Origin of the sequence: Sphingobium olei (genome assembly GCF_042678845.1) — a bacterium.
GTDB classification, from domain to species: domain Bacteria; phylum Pseudomonadota; class Alphaproteobacteria; order Sphingomonadales; family Sphingomonadaceae; genus Sphingobium; species Sphingobium olei.
Genome location: NZ_JBHTLS010000131.1, coordinates 19,922 through 34,174, shown reverse-complemented (window position 1 = coordinate 34,174; position 14,253 = coordinate 19,922). Strand labels below are relative to the sequence as shown.

Here is a 14,253-nt window from a genome sequence, read left to right as displayed (position 1 = left end):
GGAGAATCGCATAACGCGCCTCCTTCGTAATTGCAAACGCTTCGCAGTAGGAAATCAGGAGATTGGTATTGGGGAACGGCTATTGACGCAGCGCAACATCCCGCCTAGCCGATATGTCTTTCATTTGACACGGATTGACGCCGGTCAGACAGCGTTGATCCACCGCGTGGGGGCGGCGGTCTATACGAAGGATAGACTATGATTGTGCCGGCCGTCGCCGCAGGAATGATGTTGATGGGTGCGCAGGCGGAGGCGGGCGCTGAAGCTGCTGCTCCGCCACCCGTCGTGCAAACGCTTCCCCCGTCCTCGACGGTGCAGCAGCCCGCCGCGAACAATCCTGCGACAGCTTTGGGACAGTCCGCAGCGGGTCCGGACATCGTCGTCACCGGTGAGAAGGGCGCGCCGAAGGGGGATCCGCTCGAAGAGATCAATGCCAAGAGCTTTGAGGCGGTGCAGTCGGTCGATAAGGCCGTGATCGAGCCCGTCGCCAAGGCTTATAACAAGGGCCTGCCCCGACCGGTGCGCAAGGGGCTGCGCAACTTTTTCTCGAACATCGGCGAACCGATCGTGGCCGCCGCCTATCTGCTTCAGTTCAAGCCCGGTAAAGCCTTCGAAACTGTAGGACGGTTTGGCGTCAACACGACCCTTGGCGTTTTCGGTCTGTTCGACGTGGCGAAGCGCAAGCCCTTCTTCCTGCCGCACCGGAACAACGGCCTTGCCAACACGCTGGGCTTCTACGGCATCGGCGCCGGTCCATATATGTATCTGCCGATCGTCGGGCCGACCACGGTGCGCGACATCATCGGCGATACGGTGGACAAGCTCATCCTGCCCATGGCCATCGGCGCGCCGTTCAACAAGCCTTCCTACGTGATCCCCGCGACCATCCTCAACCAACTGGGCGAGCGGGCCGCGTTCGACGAGACGATCCAGGAAATCCGCAAGCAGGACGATCCTTATACCGTGTACAAGGAATTGTACCTGAAACAGCGGCAGGCGGAGATCGACGCCCTGCACGGTCGCGCGCCGGCGGACCCGGTGGTGCCGATCTATGGCGAGGATTTGCCGACGCCTGGCAAGAAGGGCGCGCCCAAGGTGACGATCCCGGATCCTGATGCCGATCCGGTGACGCAGCCTGACGCTGGCACTGCGCAATAAGCCGGTGCCGCTCCCGCTCGTCGGAGCGGGAGCGTTCGGGACTTACCGGCCCAAAAGGCCGCGCGCCTGGCCGGCAATCTCGGCCATCATGGCGACGTTGGGCGTAGCCGCAGCCTTGGCCCTCTGAATGAGGTTGCGGAACTGCCGGATGCGTGCGCCCTTCGCCTGCAACCAGTTTTCGACATGGGTGGCGACGTCCTTGTCCTTGCCCTGCGCCAGGAAGTCGAGCCGCACCTGCTGCATGTCGCGGGCCACGCCGGATATGAGCAGGCGCTCCCACGGATCGGTGGGCGCCATGCGCGCCGCGGCGGACTGGACCCAGTCGATGCCCACGGTTTCGCCCAGATGGGTGAAGGCACGGGTGAGGGCGATTTCATCGACGCCCATGCGCGCTGCCAGCGCTGCGATGCCGACCGCGCCGTCGAGCTTGAACAGGCCGGCCGTGCGCAGTGCCAAGGCTTCCGGCGCACCGAGGCCAAGCAGCCGGTCGACCACCGCGTTGGTGCGCCGCTGCACTTCGACGGTCAGAAGATCATCGACCTGGGCTGCAAGCAAATCCACGCCTTTTGCCAGCTTCGCCTGCCCCTCGCCGGGCAGTGTGCCGGCGGGCAGGGCGCGCAGGATGTCGGCGATCTGCGCACGCATTCCGTCAGCGATGTCGCCGAACAGCGCGAGGCGCGCCGCTTCTGACATGTCGGCCGCGTCGATGGCTGCCCACAGCGCGCCAATATCATAGAGGCGTTCCGCAATCAGGAAGGCGCAGGCGAGGTCGGCGAGCGAGCAGCCTTCCTCCTCCGCCAGTTCGAACGGGTGGATGAGGCCGAGCCGGTTGACGATGCGGTTCGCAACCTTGGTGGCTATGATCTCCTTGCGCAGCGCATGGCTGGCGATCGCGTTCGCTTCCTCGTCCTGCATGGCGCGGGGGAAAGCTGCCATCAGCTCGGCGGTCATGCTCTCGTCATTGCCCAGATCGCCATGTTCGATCGCATCCTGCAGCGCCAGCTTGGCGGTGGACAGCAGGACGGCGAGTTCGGGCCGGGTGAGGCCCTGGCCGTCCTGCGCGCGCCGCAACAACTGGTCGTTCGCGGCAAGCCCTTCGACCTGACGGTCCAGTCGGCCGCTTTCCTCGAACGTCTCGATCAGACGGACATAGGAGGCAAGGCTCGCGGCCCCACCGGCTTCCGCGATGGAAAGGCCGAGTGCTTGAAGCCGGTTGTCCTCCAGCACGATGTCCGCGACCGCATCGGTCATGCTGACGAGCAAGGCGTTGCGCGCCTCGAAGGGCAGGCGGCCTTCCGCCATTTCCTTGTTGAGCGCGATCTTGATGTTCACCTCATTGTCCGAACAATCGACGCCGGCGCTGTTGTCGATGAAGTCGGTGTTGATGCGGCCGCCCTTCAACGAAAAGGCGATGCGCCCCGCCTGCGTCACGCCAAGGTTCGCGCCTTCGCCGACCACCCTGACCCGCAGCTGCTCGGCATTTACGCGCAACCGGTCGTTCGCGGGATCGCCGACATCGCCGTGGCTCTGCGACGCCGCCTTCACATAGGTGCCGATGCCCCCGAACCAGAGCAGGTCGGCTGGAGCCATGAGGATGGCGGAAATAAGCGCGGTGGGCTCCATTTCCGTGTCGCTCACCCCCAGCGTCGCCTGCATTTCGGGCGTCAGCGTGATGCGCTTCAGGCTGCGCGGGAACACGCCGCCACCGTTGGAAATCAGCGACTTGTCATAATCGTCCCAGCTCGACCGGGGCAGCTGGAACATGCGTTTGCGTTCCGCCCAGCTCTTTTCCGGATCGGGCGATGGATCGAAGAAGATGTGGCGATGATCGAAGGCGGCGACCAGCTTGATCGCCTTGCTGAGCAGCATGCCGTTGCCGAACACATCGCCCGACATGTCGCCGCAACCAACGACGCTGACCGGTTCCCTCTGAACATCGACGCCCATCTCGGCGAAATGGCGCTGGACGCTGATCCATGCGCCGCGCGCGGTAATGCCCATCGCCTTATGGTCGTAGCCGTTGGATCCGCCGCTGGCGAAGGCGTCGCCCAGCCAGAAGTCGCGATCCAGCGCGATGGCATTGGCGACGTCGGAAAAGGTCGCCGTGCCCTTGTCTGCCGCGACGACGAAATAGGGGTCTTCGCCGTCATGCACCATGACTTCTGCCGGATGCTTCACCTTGTTCTTGACGATATCGTCGGTGATCGACAGCAGCGCGCGGATGAAGATGCGGTAGCTTTCCGTGCCTTCCGCCAACCAGGCGTCACGATCGACCTGCGGATTGGGCAGTTGCTTGGGGTAGAAGCCACCCTTCGCGCCGGTCGGAACGATGACCGCGTTCTTCACCCGCTGCGCCTTCATCAGGCCCAATATCTCGGTGCGGAAATCGTCGCGCCGATCCGACCAGCGCAGGCCGCCGCGCGCGACGGGGCCGGCGCGCAGGTGAATGCCTTCGACCCGCGGCGAATAGACCCAGATTTCGCGCCAGGGCAGGGGCGCCGGAAGGCCGGGCACCTGCGCGCTGTCGAGCTTGAACGCCAGCGCCTCTGCCGCCGCCTTGCCGAAGAAGTTGGTACGCAGCGTCGCCGTGATCACCGCGCGCAACAGGCGCAGCACGCGATCCTCGTCTATGGCCGTGACTTGTTCCAGCCCCGCGTCGATCGCAGCCTGCGCCTCGGCGACCCGTTCGGCCGCGCCGTCCTGCGCCGCCGGGTCGTGCAGCGCTTCGAACAGCGTGACGAGGTTTGCGGCCACATCCTGCGCCTTGCGGAGCGTTTCGGCAAAGGTCGCCATGCCATAGGCGACGCCGGTCTGGCGGAGATAGCGATATAGCGCACGGAACAGCACGACCGATCGGGGAGCAAGGCCCGCCGTCACGATCAGTTCGTTGAACCGGTCATTCTCGGCGCGCCCTTCCACCACCTGAGCGATCGCTTCGGTGACGATGGATGCACGATCGACCACCGCCTGCGCGTCGGCTCCGGCCGGCAGTTCGAGCACGAAGCGCTGCACATGGCCGAGCGCGCCGCCGTCGAGCGCCGTGGTCATCTCCTCGATGACCCGGAAGCCGAAATTCTCGAACACCGGCACCACTTCGGACAGCGCGACCGTGGCATGGCTGTAGAGTTTGAGGCGGAGCCGTTCGCCGCTATCTTCTGCATTGCGGTAGATGCGGATCGACTTGTCCGCTTCACCCGAAAGGCCGTGGATCAGGCGGATGTCGATCGCCGCTTCGGCCGGACCCGCGCCGTTGCGGTAGGCCAGCGGGAAGCCGGGCGCGAAGCGCTGCGCCAGCGCTGCCGCGCGGCCGCCTTCTTCGCTTTCGGCCAGTGCTTCCTCTACCGCCGGAACCCAGCCGCGCACCATCTGCTGCAACTGGCGGTCGAGCATGGCGGCATCCGGCACGATGCCGCCTTCGCGCAGGTCAAGCGTGATGCGAAGCAGCGCAAGGCCACCTTCTTCCAGCGCGATGGACCAGCTGAGCACCGGTCCCTTCGCCGCCTCAGCCAGCATGTCCTGCACGGCGACGCGGCGCGCGGTCGACAGTTCGTCACGCGGCAACCAGACGAAGGCGTACAGATGACGCGCCAGCGCACTGGTCGCCAGCGCCAGCTTGGGGCGCGGCCGATCCGTCAGCGACATGAAGGTCAGCGCCAGCCGTTCCAGCGTCTCCCGGTCGAACCCGACGGTGATGTCGTGGGGGAGGGCGGTCAGGGCATGTGCCAATGTCTTGCCGGCATGACCCTGCGGATCGAAGCCGAACTTGTCCATCAGGGTGGACAGGGCGGACCGGAGCAGCGGCACCTTGTCGGGCGTCGCAGCAAGGCCGGAACTGGTCCACATGCCTGCGTGGATGGACAGCGCCTTGACGTCGCGCCCCTCGCGGATCGGCACGATGATGAGGTCGAGCAGCACATGGCGATGCACGCGCGAGATGCGGCTGGACTTGATGATGAGGGGGGTGCGCTTGCCTTCCTCGAACCAGGCGAAGGCCGCCTCGAGCGATGCCGGGGCGATCAAAGGGCGGTCATGGCGGGTGCAAATCCCCAGCGGCTTCGTGCTCTTGCCGGTGCGGTCCAGTATTTCGTGGCCGGTCTGGGTGAAATGACGAGCCAGGAACCAGCGCAGCAGCGCCGCGCCTTCCTCATCCGGCACAGCATCGGCGTCCGCGGCCATGGCCGACTGCATCTTGGTCCAGTCGGTAACGGCCGCGCGCACGTCGGCCAGCGTTTCCTGCAGCGCCTTCTCGATGGCGCGGCGGGCCTTTGCGTCGGCGCGATCCGCCTCGATATAGATCATCGATTCCCGGCGCGCGCCCGGAACATCGTCGTCCAGGATAGCCGCCAGCGCTCCGTCGCCGCCACGCTCGACCGACAGCACCGGATGAAGCAGCCGGTGGATCGTGATGTCCGCCGCCGCCAGCGCATTGGCGATCGAATCCACCAGGAAGGGCATGTCGTCATTGACAATGGCGAACCGCATGAAGCGGCCGGTGGCCCCTTCGCCCAGCGTTTCGATGGCGATGGCGGCCTCGCCGGGCTTGCGGTCGTTGGCGGTGCGGCCAAGGAAAGCGGCGGCCTGCGCCAGCGTCGCTTCGTCCAGTCCCTCGCTCTCACCGGGCAAAGCGCCCCGTTCCAGCGCGTCTGCCAGTGCTTGGCGAATGCCCGTATCGACTTCCTTGTTCTTCGCTTCCGCCAGCGCCGTCATTCGCTCCACCTCTCTGTGCGGTTCGATCCGCTTCGATCGTTAACGGAGGAGGCGCTGGATCGCCGCCATGCGACTCCTCGGCTCAGGACGGTCTTATGCGCCCGCGATTGGACCGGCTCAACCCCGCATGGAATAAAATTTCATCATCTTGAAATTATGTGATCACGAATATGCTGCAAGAGGACGTCAGCTTCGGGCCGCGGCAAGGATGACCTTCTGACCGAGGTCCGACCCTTCGGGCAGGGCGGCGACGAGCGCCAGGCTTCCATCCGCCTCGCGGCGCGCGACGACGATCGCCAGCCCGTCATCGTCGGTGGCCAGCGTGGTGGGGTCGAGCGCGGGGGCGGCGCGGATGACCGCACGGGCGGCTTCCCCGCGGTCGGGACGGTCGGGCCGCATCGAGCGACGGGCGGCGCGTTCGTTGCGCACCAGCGCCTTCAGACCGCCCTTGTAGGCAGTCAGGTAATCCGCCAGCGCGCCGACGCCCAGCCCCTGTCCCATGGCATGATCCAGGGCGGTCGCATATTCGGTAATGCGCGTCTTGTCGTAGGTTGCGCCGAAAACCAGTTTTATGATCGCAGTCATGGGGCTGCGCGCCTGCGCCTTCACGCCATAATCGTGCAACAGCTCGGCATAGTCATCGGGGCGCACATTCGCGACGAGGGCAAAGTCGTAGGACAGGCTGACCGCGCGATAGAGTGCCGCGTGGCTGCGCGCCTCGCAAATGCGCACCCGCGCGGCGCCATCCCGGGCGAGCGCCAGCCAGTCGGCAAGCGAAGCATCATCGGCAGGGCACTCCATGCCGGCAAGGTCGAGCGCGTCGTCATCCTCGTCGATCGCAGGGTCATCGCTGCCGTGCGCCAACGGGCCATCCGCCCAGATCGGTCCATTGCCATGCGCCGCAGGTGCGGTGCGCAGCGCTTCGCTCATCTCCATTTCCAACGCATCGGAGACGCTGCGGCTCGCCACTTCCTTCCAGTTGATGACGCCGAACACGAAATCGATGGTTTCGTCATCGGACGAGAAGGGCATCAATATGCCGCGATACATGATCTCCGCGCCGCGCTGGTTGACGAACTCCGCCTCGAACCCCACGGGCGCTTCGTTGGCGATGATCTGCAGATAATGGTCCGTCAGCCGGGACAGGAGAGACCGGGCCGGAACGTCGTCGATATAGTTGATCGGGCCTTCGACGCCGCACTCCTGACGCAGCGCCGCGCCGAGATAGACGATCGCCGGATTGTCCAGCCCGGCACTGAAGTCCAGCAGCACCGCATAGGGGCCGAAATCTTCCAGTTGATCGGGCGAAAGATCCTCTATCGACGGGAGTGCGCGGTCGCCCAGCAGCGACGCCCAATAATTATAGGCGCGGACCTGCATGCGCCGTTCTTCCGACACCGCAGCCGGCGGGACTTCGACCTCCATCGCGTCGGCATAGTCGAAATCATCCTGATCGTTCGCGGCGTCATGCCCCCGCAGCGTGTCCATCCGAATGCCCCTGTCTCAAACCTGCAAGTCGCGTCTTTTTCCGACTTTCGCAGGGGATGGTAAAAGAGGGGTAAATGACTCGCCCGAGAGACGGCGCGCCGTCGCCCTCGGCAGCAGGCGAATGTCATCGCGCGTGTGAAATGCCCGCTTGTCCTATCCATCAACCGCTGTTATCTGCCCGCCCGACGCCGCTTTAGCTCAGTTGGTAGAGCATCGCATTCGTAATGCGAGGGTCACGTGTTCGAGTCACGTAAGCGGCACCACTCCCGGTCAAAGATGGGCACCATGCCCATCAGACGCGGGACACCGTTGCAGACACCATTCTCCAGCACAGCCTTCGGGCCTGAGATGGTGATCTGCTCCTTGGATACGGTGACCTTGGACACCAGCATGCGAACATAGGCCTTGCGCAGCGTCGCATCCTCATCGCGCAAGCGGGCTGACAAGGTCTCTCCAAATTTCTTGATGGTCGTGGGCGTGACCCGGCGCGATCCCTTGGCCAGCTGAGTTTCCAGCGTTTCGATACGCGCGGTGGAGGCAGCAAGGGCAGAGCGGTTTTCATCCATGCGCTTGGCGAAGATCGGATCGCGCGCGCCCATCCGGCCGGTCTCTACCAGAATGAGCAGATTTTCGATCGCCGTCCTGAGCCGCGTCTGCTCCGTACGCGCGTAGGTCAGTTCCGCCTCGCGCTGGACACGCTTCTGATCGGAAAGGTCCAGCAAATCGGCCAGGAGTGCGTGCAGACGGTTGGGCGCCAGCACCTGCTGCTCGACGGCGTCGAGCACAAGCCCGTCCAGGACTTCCCGTCGCATCCGCGGCCCGTCACATGTCTTGCCTTTGTTGATTCGGGCGTCGCAGACATAATAGTAATATTGTCCGCTCTTGCCGGACTGAATGCCGAGGCCAGACGTACAGGAGGGCATCCCGCATTTGCAGATGCCAGTGAGCATATTGGTTCCGGCCACGATATGCGGTGCATTGCGGCGTGGATTTCTGGATGCCCGCAGTGCGTTGACACGGTCGAACCGCGCCTGATCGATGATCACCGGGCATGGGACAGCGATCCAGTCCTCCGGATCGGGGACGTTGCCGTCATCGTCCACGGTCCTGTCGTAATAAACACCGGTATATGTGATCCGCTTCAGGATGCCTGAGAGATTGCCGTTCGAGAATTTCGCGCCGCGCAGAGTCGTGCCGCGCTTATTGAGCGTGTTGACGATCCAGCGTCCGCCGCGGCCCATGTCGGCCCAATTAAAGATCTGATCGACCACCGCTGCTTCGGCCGGGACGATGCGCAGCTTCATCCGTTCCTTGTCGCCATCTTTCCTGGCGACATAGGTTTCGTAGCCGAAGGCCACCGGACCGCCATTATAGAAGCCCTGTCGGGCATTCTCGCGACGGCTCTTGGATGTGTAGATCGAGGCGTCAATGGCCTGCTGCTCGGCTACCATCGCGGAGATGGTCTGGCCCATGCGCTTGTTGCGGCGGTTTTCGCCGAAATTCTCGGTGATAGAGATCACCTCGACGCCTGCATCCGCGAGCCCGTCAAGCGAATTGAAGAATAGCCGCATATTGCGGGCCAGACGGGCGATCCGGTAGATCAGGACGATATCGACGGGATTCGTGCCATCCGTCGCCTGCTCGATCATCCGGTTGAAGGCGGGCCTCTTCGAGGACTGGCCACTGAGGCCGGTGTCGGCAAACTCCTCGACGATCTCGATATTGTTGCGCCGGGCATAGTCATGGATGGCGGTGCGCTGGGCGTCGATGCTCTGCGCCTTGCCATCCTCTTTATCGACGCTCAGCCGCAGATAGATATAGGCTCGCATTCTGGCGCCACCTTTGGATCCACGGCCGTGTTTCATTATCCATCCTCCGAAAACAGGGCGGCAAGGTCAGGGCCAAGCGCATCCAGAACGATTTGAATCTCATTGCGGGAAATAGGCAAGTCCGAAGGGAACTGACTGTAGACCGGAACGGGACGCATGCTGCCGCGCGCGGATTTTCCACGCGCGGCAGCCTTGCGGCCGGCCTTCGAGCCATTGTCCTGAGGACGCTTTCCCACGCTATGTCTCTGGCCCGGCCTGCTCGCTCTCTCAGGCCAGGCCGAAGTGACGGCGGATTTCGGCGATGAAGGCTTCGGCCGCCGCCTCGCGCTCCATCAGGCTCATGCCGGAAACATCCGGCAGGCGCAGACGCTCGATATTGTCGGCGTGGCGCTCACGCGCGCCAACCGGCTGCTCGTCATGGCCGAGTATGTCGTCGCTCTCGACCGGCGTGATCGGCCTGGGCTGCGCGGTGGGCGCGCTGGCCATCGGTACGATGCCGAGCAGTTCAAGGGCGTCCGCCGGCTTGAAGCGACTGCCGTCGGCAACGGCGCGCTCGGCAATGTCTAGGGTCTGCTGAACGTCCGCTTCGTCCAGAGCCTTAAGCGCGCTCTTCACCGTCACGCCGTAGGAGATCGGCGCCTTGTGCGGGACTTCGAGGATGTCGAAGAGTATCGGGAAGTCCTGCTGGAGCCGCGCCGCGATGAGCATGCGGCTGACCTTGTCCTCGTTCAGGCCGGCATAGCGCTCCGCCAGCGCGATCTGGCTGATCTGACACGCGCGCTGAAGGTTCAGCAGACCATGCGCCATCTCCATCTTCGTGGCGACAGCAGAGCCCAGCACATCGTCGCACATGGCGACGACGGCTTCCTCCTCCGTGCCGGGGAACAGGACCGCCCGGATCAGGATGGTGTCGTCATCGGGGTGGGCGGCCTTGATGGCCTCCAGGATGTAGCGCCCGTTCTTGAGGTGGTAGCGGCCATCCTTCTTCACCAGTTCTACCGGACGGAAGGCGAGAGGATCGGCGGCCGTCAGCGCCAGCGCGGAGGCATGCTCGGCATGCCTGGGGGAATAGGCGCGCAGATGAAATTCCCAGTCGAAAATCTCGCCGATGGCGACGAGAATTTCTCCCGGTGCCTCAGGGGCGGGCTTGAACTCCGCAGTGTAATTAGCATCCTCGGCATCCTCGGCCAGAGCGGCCGCCTGCTCGGCGAGTTCGATGGCGAAAGTTTCCTGGTCGGAAAGTGCGGCGCCCTCATCCCGGGAAGGCACGGGCGCCATATCCCCATTCTGTCCGGCTTCGGTCTCATTGCTTTCGTCGAGAAAGGACGTCTGCTTGTCACCCCTGGAAGTCATTGGCTGGTTCCCGCGAGCCGACCGCATGAGCGCGATCAGGTCGTGGGCATCCAATTGTCACCGATTCGGATCGAAAGACTCCCTGACTGAGGAGCGAGGCAGGGCGTCGGTCAGCAATTCCACGCCGCTTCCACGGCGATTGCCTGTCGATATTCAGCCTTCCGCCGCTGCTCACTCCCCTCCGGCCCCATTATCTCGTCGCGCCACAGCATCTCATAGAGGAAGGGATCATCGGTCGTGGGGTTGAGGGTCGGGAGCAACGCGGCGATCTGCCGGATCAGATACTCGCGATAGACTGCCCCGCCATGGCGGGACGCCATGCGGTCTGGCGCCTGCACCATAGTGAAATAGGGCCGGAAGAGATCCTGCACGCGCTCGAGCGGATGCTGGGATGGAAGGCCGGTGTAGCAGTCGGCCGCTGTCATGGGGCGGCCGGAGGGATGCGGCACGCGGCTCATCGGGACGCTCCAGGCCTGCGCCTTCAGCGCCTGCTCCGGATCATATTGCAGGAACCGGCTGCATCGCCGCAGGAAATGCAGCTCCGCGTCTGGCTTCCACCAGGCATCGAACCGGAAGCCCTGCGTCCAGCCGGGCTCTCCTGTCGCCGGTGCGCAGGACCGCGCGCGCTTGCGCGCATCGCCATAGGCGTTCTTGAATCGGTCGGCGAATTGCCCCTCAGCCGGATCGATAGTCTTCTGGGCTTTCTCGCCTGTCGCCATCCGCCGGTCCATGTCGTCCTGGTCGTCTTCTACTCCGGCATCCACTTGCGTGGGCGAGGGAGTGAGGAGAGTGCGGGTAGTATCTCTCGTCCACTGATCGTCGTTCTGCGGTCCAGTGCCTCCAGCTATGGCGCGAGCGCTCGACAGGCAGATCGGGATCGCCATGATCGTGGCGAGGCTCATCACGTCGAACGACCGCCGGTCTGGAAGGCGATAGCCATTGCCGGCATTTTTGGGCACGCCCCGCATCCAGAACGGCCCTTCATGGGCGGCCATGCTCTCCACCATCTGGATCAGCATGACGGGCAGGATCATCGCCGGCTCCACGCCGCGGTAGAAGCGAATAGGCCGGCCATTGCGGCCATTGTCATGCCGTACCCGTGGGTTCCGTCCGGTGAAGAGCGCAGCGTGCATAAAGGCACTGTCCACCTGCGCATGGATGAGGTCAGTCCCAGCTTTAGGTGGCGCCTCGTTCATGGTCGGGTGAATGACCCGGATATGCCCTGCGGCGCTGGCAGCATATCGACCGGTAGCGTTCGGCGCGGTCTGGAGCCTGGTCATTGATGAAGAGGATCGCAGGGCCTGCCGGACGGATTTGTGCGTGACGCCCAACTCTGCGCGCAAGGCGAAGAGCAGATCGAACCCGCGCTCATATTCGTTCATGACGGCGCAGGAGAGGCGCAGGCAGATCGCCCTGTTCCTGATGCGGCTGCGCGCATAGCAGGGCGGCAGATCCTGCTGCGCCATCTGCCGGATGAGCATGTCCGCCCTGTCCATTTGGCGCAGCCAGATGGCGACGAAGAGCTCGAACCCTCCGGTCTGAAGGGCAATCAGGCTGTCGAGATAGCTGCGCGTGCTGACCAAGATGATACGCGCCTGCAACGTATCGGTGGTGTGGGTACGATCATAGTCCGCATCGCCGCGATAGATGCCAGTGGGATCGGCGAGCGGGCTGAACAGAGGCCGGTATCGCAGCACGACGAAATAGCGCAGTTGCTCCTCACTGGCGGGCACGGGCACGCCGTTGACGGTGATGATGTCGCCGTCCCTGCCAAAGCCCTTCATCAGCCAGAGCTTCGCCACGATCGCTGGATCGGGGGCGGGCACCGCACCGGGGGCGGCGCGGAGGGCATCGAGCAGATCCGTCACCACCTTGTGCTGGCCATGCAGATCATCCCGCAGGCCCGGCCAGTTCATGCGGTTCGTGGCTGTCAGCCGTGCCTGCAGTCGCCGGGCCCGCTCCTGCGGCGTCGCCGCCGATTGCAGGCCGAGTGCGTCAAGAATGTCGAGGCGGCCCATGGCTTCGATCCTGTCGACCACCTTGTCGCCCGTGATCAGGACGCCGTCAAAGGCCTGGCGCAGGGCTGCTTCCTGCACCTGAGACAGCCGCTCACCATAATGGGGGCTGTAATGGGCGGTCATGACATCGTCCTCCGTGACCGCCAGTCGGTGGCATAGGCCTTGCACGCGGCCAGATCGCGGGCCTCAGCCTCACGATCGAACCGTTCCAGATCTGCTTTTAGGACGTTAACCATGTCCAACAAAGCGAGCCCGCGCTCGACCTTGGGGAACAGCGTTTCGAGTGGCTGCTCCGCTCGCAACTCGTTCCGCATGGCTTCCAGTTCCACAAGAAGGGTGATGCCCATGCGTTCGATGGGCAGCGGATCGTGCAGGCGATGGCTATGACCGGCGGGATCCACCCAGGCGAACCAGCCGCCGTCACTGACCGGGCTGCGATGGAAGCGCGGCTGGCTGATCAGCCAGGCCCAGGCCTCGGCGCGGGTCGGCGTCTGCGGTTTCATCGTGCCATGCGTCAGGGCAAGCGCCAGCATCTGGCGCGGAGTGGCCGGGCCGGCAAGGGTAGCCTGCCGCTGGTCAGGCGCATCGCGGCTGTCGTGCAGAAGGCGGGCATGCTCGTCATGCAGCCCCACCAGCAGACGCATATCCTTGAGCGCGGTGCTCAGCGCATCGATCTGACCGGCCAGTGCGGTTGCGGCGCTTCGCGTCTCGGCTTCGGCGTGATTGTTCCAGCGCAGGATGTCCGCATGGAGCTGAACGAGCCGGTGCCGACGTTCGTCGATGGCGGCGCGGGCTCGATCCCGCACTGCGCGATCAGCGCTCTCCAGGCCGGTCAATTGGCCATCCACCTCCGCCTCGATCGCGCTTACTTCGTCGATGATGGGCTGGTAGTGAGCCAGATCGTGATCGACGCCGTGACGATCGCTCCACCTGAACATGCTCATGCTACGAACGCCTTGTAGCTGAGGTTCGCGCCGTTCTGTTCCAGCCAGTCGGCCGCTTCTCCCCGGCGCAGGTCGCCGGGCAGGTCGAGATGACGGACGCGGCAGGTGACGCGGACCAGCCAGCGCTGATCCGCCGTCATCGGTTCGTGACGCCATGCCCCTTCGAGACGATAGTCCTCGTCCCGCGCCAGCCATTCCACGCGGTCCTCGGCATAGATGACAAGCCGCCGCTGCCAGGTCAGGAACAGGCCGCGTGCGGCCAGTTCTCGCTCCTGCCCATCCAGCAGACGGATCAGGATCGTGCCCAGGGATGCGGCCGGATCAGTATCGACCAGTTCGTCGGCGAGGGCGAGCATATGATAACCCGTGCCGGCCAGCAGGCCGGCGAGCGCATCGGCGTCATAAGCGCGCATGCCAGCATTCACCATCACGGCGCCGAGCGTGATCTTGTGGTGCATGTCGGTCGGATTGGCGGCCACTGTCTTATAGGCGGGCTCGATGAGGCGGCGCCTGCGCTCTGCTAGGGCGGCGCGCTGTTCACCCAATTCGGCGATGCGGGCGTCCGCATCGCCCAGAATGCGGTCGATGTCCGGCTGGCCATCGGCCTTATCGTAAATTTGCGATGTCATGTCTCATGCTCCTGTCTGGCTGACAGGCGGCAGGATCGGAGATTCGGGCCTCGAAACATTCCCTGACTCAGGGAATGTTCGGTCAAAGGGAGGGGGTAGGATTGGGGGGCTGAAGACTGGCGCAAGA

Annotated in this window: 8 protein-coding genes and 1 tRNA gene; 2 read left to right on the top strand and 7 right to left on the bottom strand. The window is 64.2% G+C overall.

The annotated features are described in order from the left end of the window. The first annotated feature begins 198 nt into the window (after window positions 1-198). Window positions 199-1,158 carry an MlaA family lipoprotein gene (locus tag ACFQ24_RS15190; RefSeq protein ID WP_380912691.1) on the top strand — a complete coding sequence of 320 codons (960 nt, stop codon included), beginning with the start codon at window positions 199-201 and terminating at the stop codon, window positions 1,156-1,158. Window positions 1,159-1,200: 42 nt separating this feature from the next. Here ACFQ24_RS15190 and ACFQ24_RS15185 read toward each other — a convergent pair whose 3' ends face one another. Continuing rightward, window positions 1,201-5,865 carry an NAD-glutamate dehydrogenase gene (locus ACFQ24_RS15185; RefSeq protein WP_380912689.1) on the bottom strand — a complete coding sequence of 1,555 codons (4,665 nt, stop codon included), beginning with the start codon at window positions 5,863-5,865 and terminating at the stop codon, window positions 1,201-1,203. A gap of 186 nt (window positions 5,866-6,051) precedes the next feature. Further along, on the bottom strand, window positions 6,052-7,353 hold the full coding sequence (locus tag ACFQ24_RS15180; RefSeq protein ID WP_380912687.1) for a PAS domain-containing protein: 1,302 nt from the start codon (window positions 7,351-7,353) through the stop codon (window positions 6,052-6,054). Between the two features lie 187 nt (window positions 7,354-7,540). Here ACFQ24_RS15180 and ACFQ24_RS15175 point away from each other — a divergent pair. Further along, window positions 7,541-7,616, top strand: a tRNA-Thr gene (locus ACFQ24_RS15175). On the opposite strand, the gene ACFQ24_RS15170 is transcribed toward ACFQ24_RS15175, so the two are convergent. The 5 genes from ACFQ24_RS15170 to traD all read right to left on the bottom strand — a co-directional run bounded on the left by ACFQ24_RS15170 (window position 7,587) and on the right by traD (window position 14,126). After that, a complete protein-coding gene (locus ACFQ24_RS15170; RefSeq protein ID WP_380912685.1) occupies window positions 7,587-9,182 on the bottom strand; it encodes a recombinase family protein in 1,596 nt (531 codons plus the stop codon). The two genes, ACFQ24_RS15175 and ACFQ24_RS15170, sit on opposite strands and share 30 nt — an antisense overlap. 267 nt (window positions 9,183-9,449) lie before the next feature. Continuing rightward, entirely contained in the window at window positions 9,450-10,535 is a 1,086-nt protein-coding gene (locus tag ACFQ24_RS15165; protein ID WP_380912683.1) for a hypothetical protein, read from the bottom strand. A gap of 110 nt (window positions 10,536-10,645) precedes the next feature. Then, window positions 10,646-12,676, bottom strand: coding sequence for a hypothetical protein (locus tag ACFQ24_RS15160; protein ID WP_380912681.1), 2,031 nt, complete (start codon window positions 12,674-12,676; stop codon window positions 10,646-10,648). Then, on the bottom strand, window positions 12,673-13,497 hold the full coding sequence (locus ACFQ24_RS15155; protein ID WP_380912679.1) for a hypothetical protein: 825 nt from the start codon (window positions 13,495-13,497) through the stop codon (window positions 12,673-12,675). Before ACFQ24_RS15155 ends, ACFQ24_RS15160 begins: the two co-directional genes overlap by 4 nt. Next, window positions 13,494-14,126 carry a conjugal transfer protein TraD gene (gene traD, locus ACFQ24_RS15150; protein ID WP_380912677.1) on the bottom strand — a complete coding sequence of 211 codons (633 nt, stop codon included), beginning with the start codon at window positions 14,124-14,126 and terminating at the stop codon, window positions 13,494-13,496. The genes ACFQ24_RS15155 and traD overlap by 4 nt, the downstream gene beginning before the upstream one ends. Window positions 14,127-14,253 lie beyond the last annotated feature (127 nt).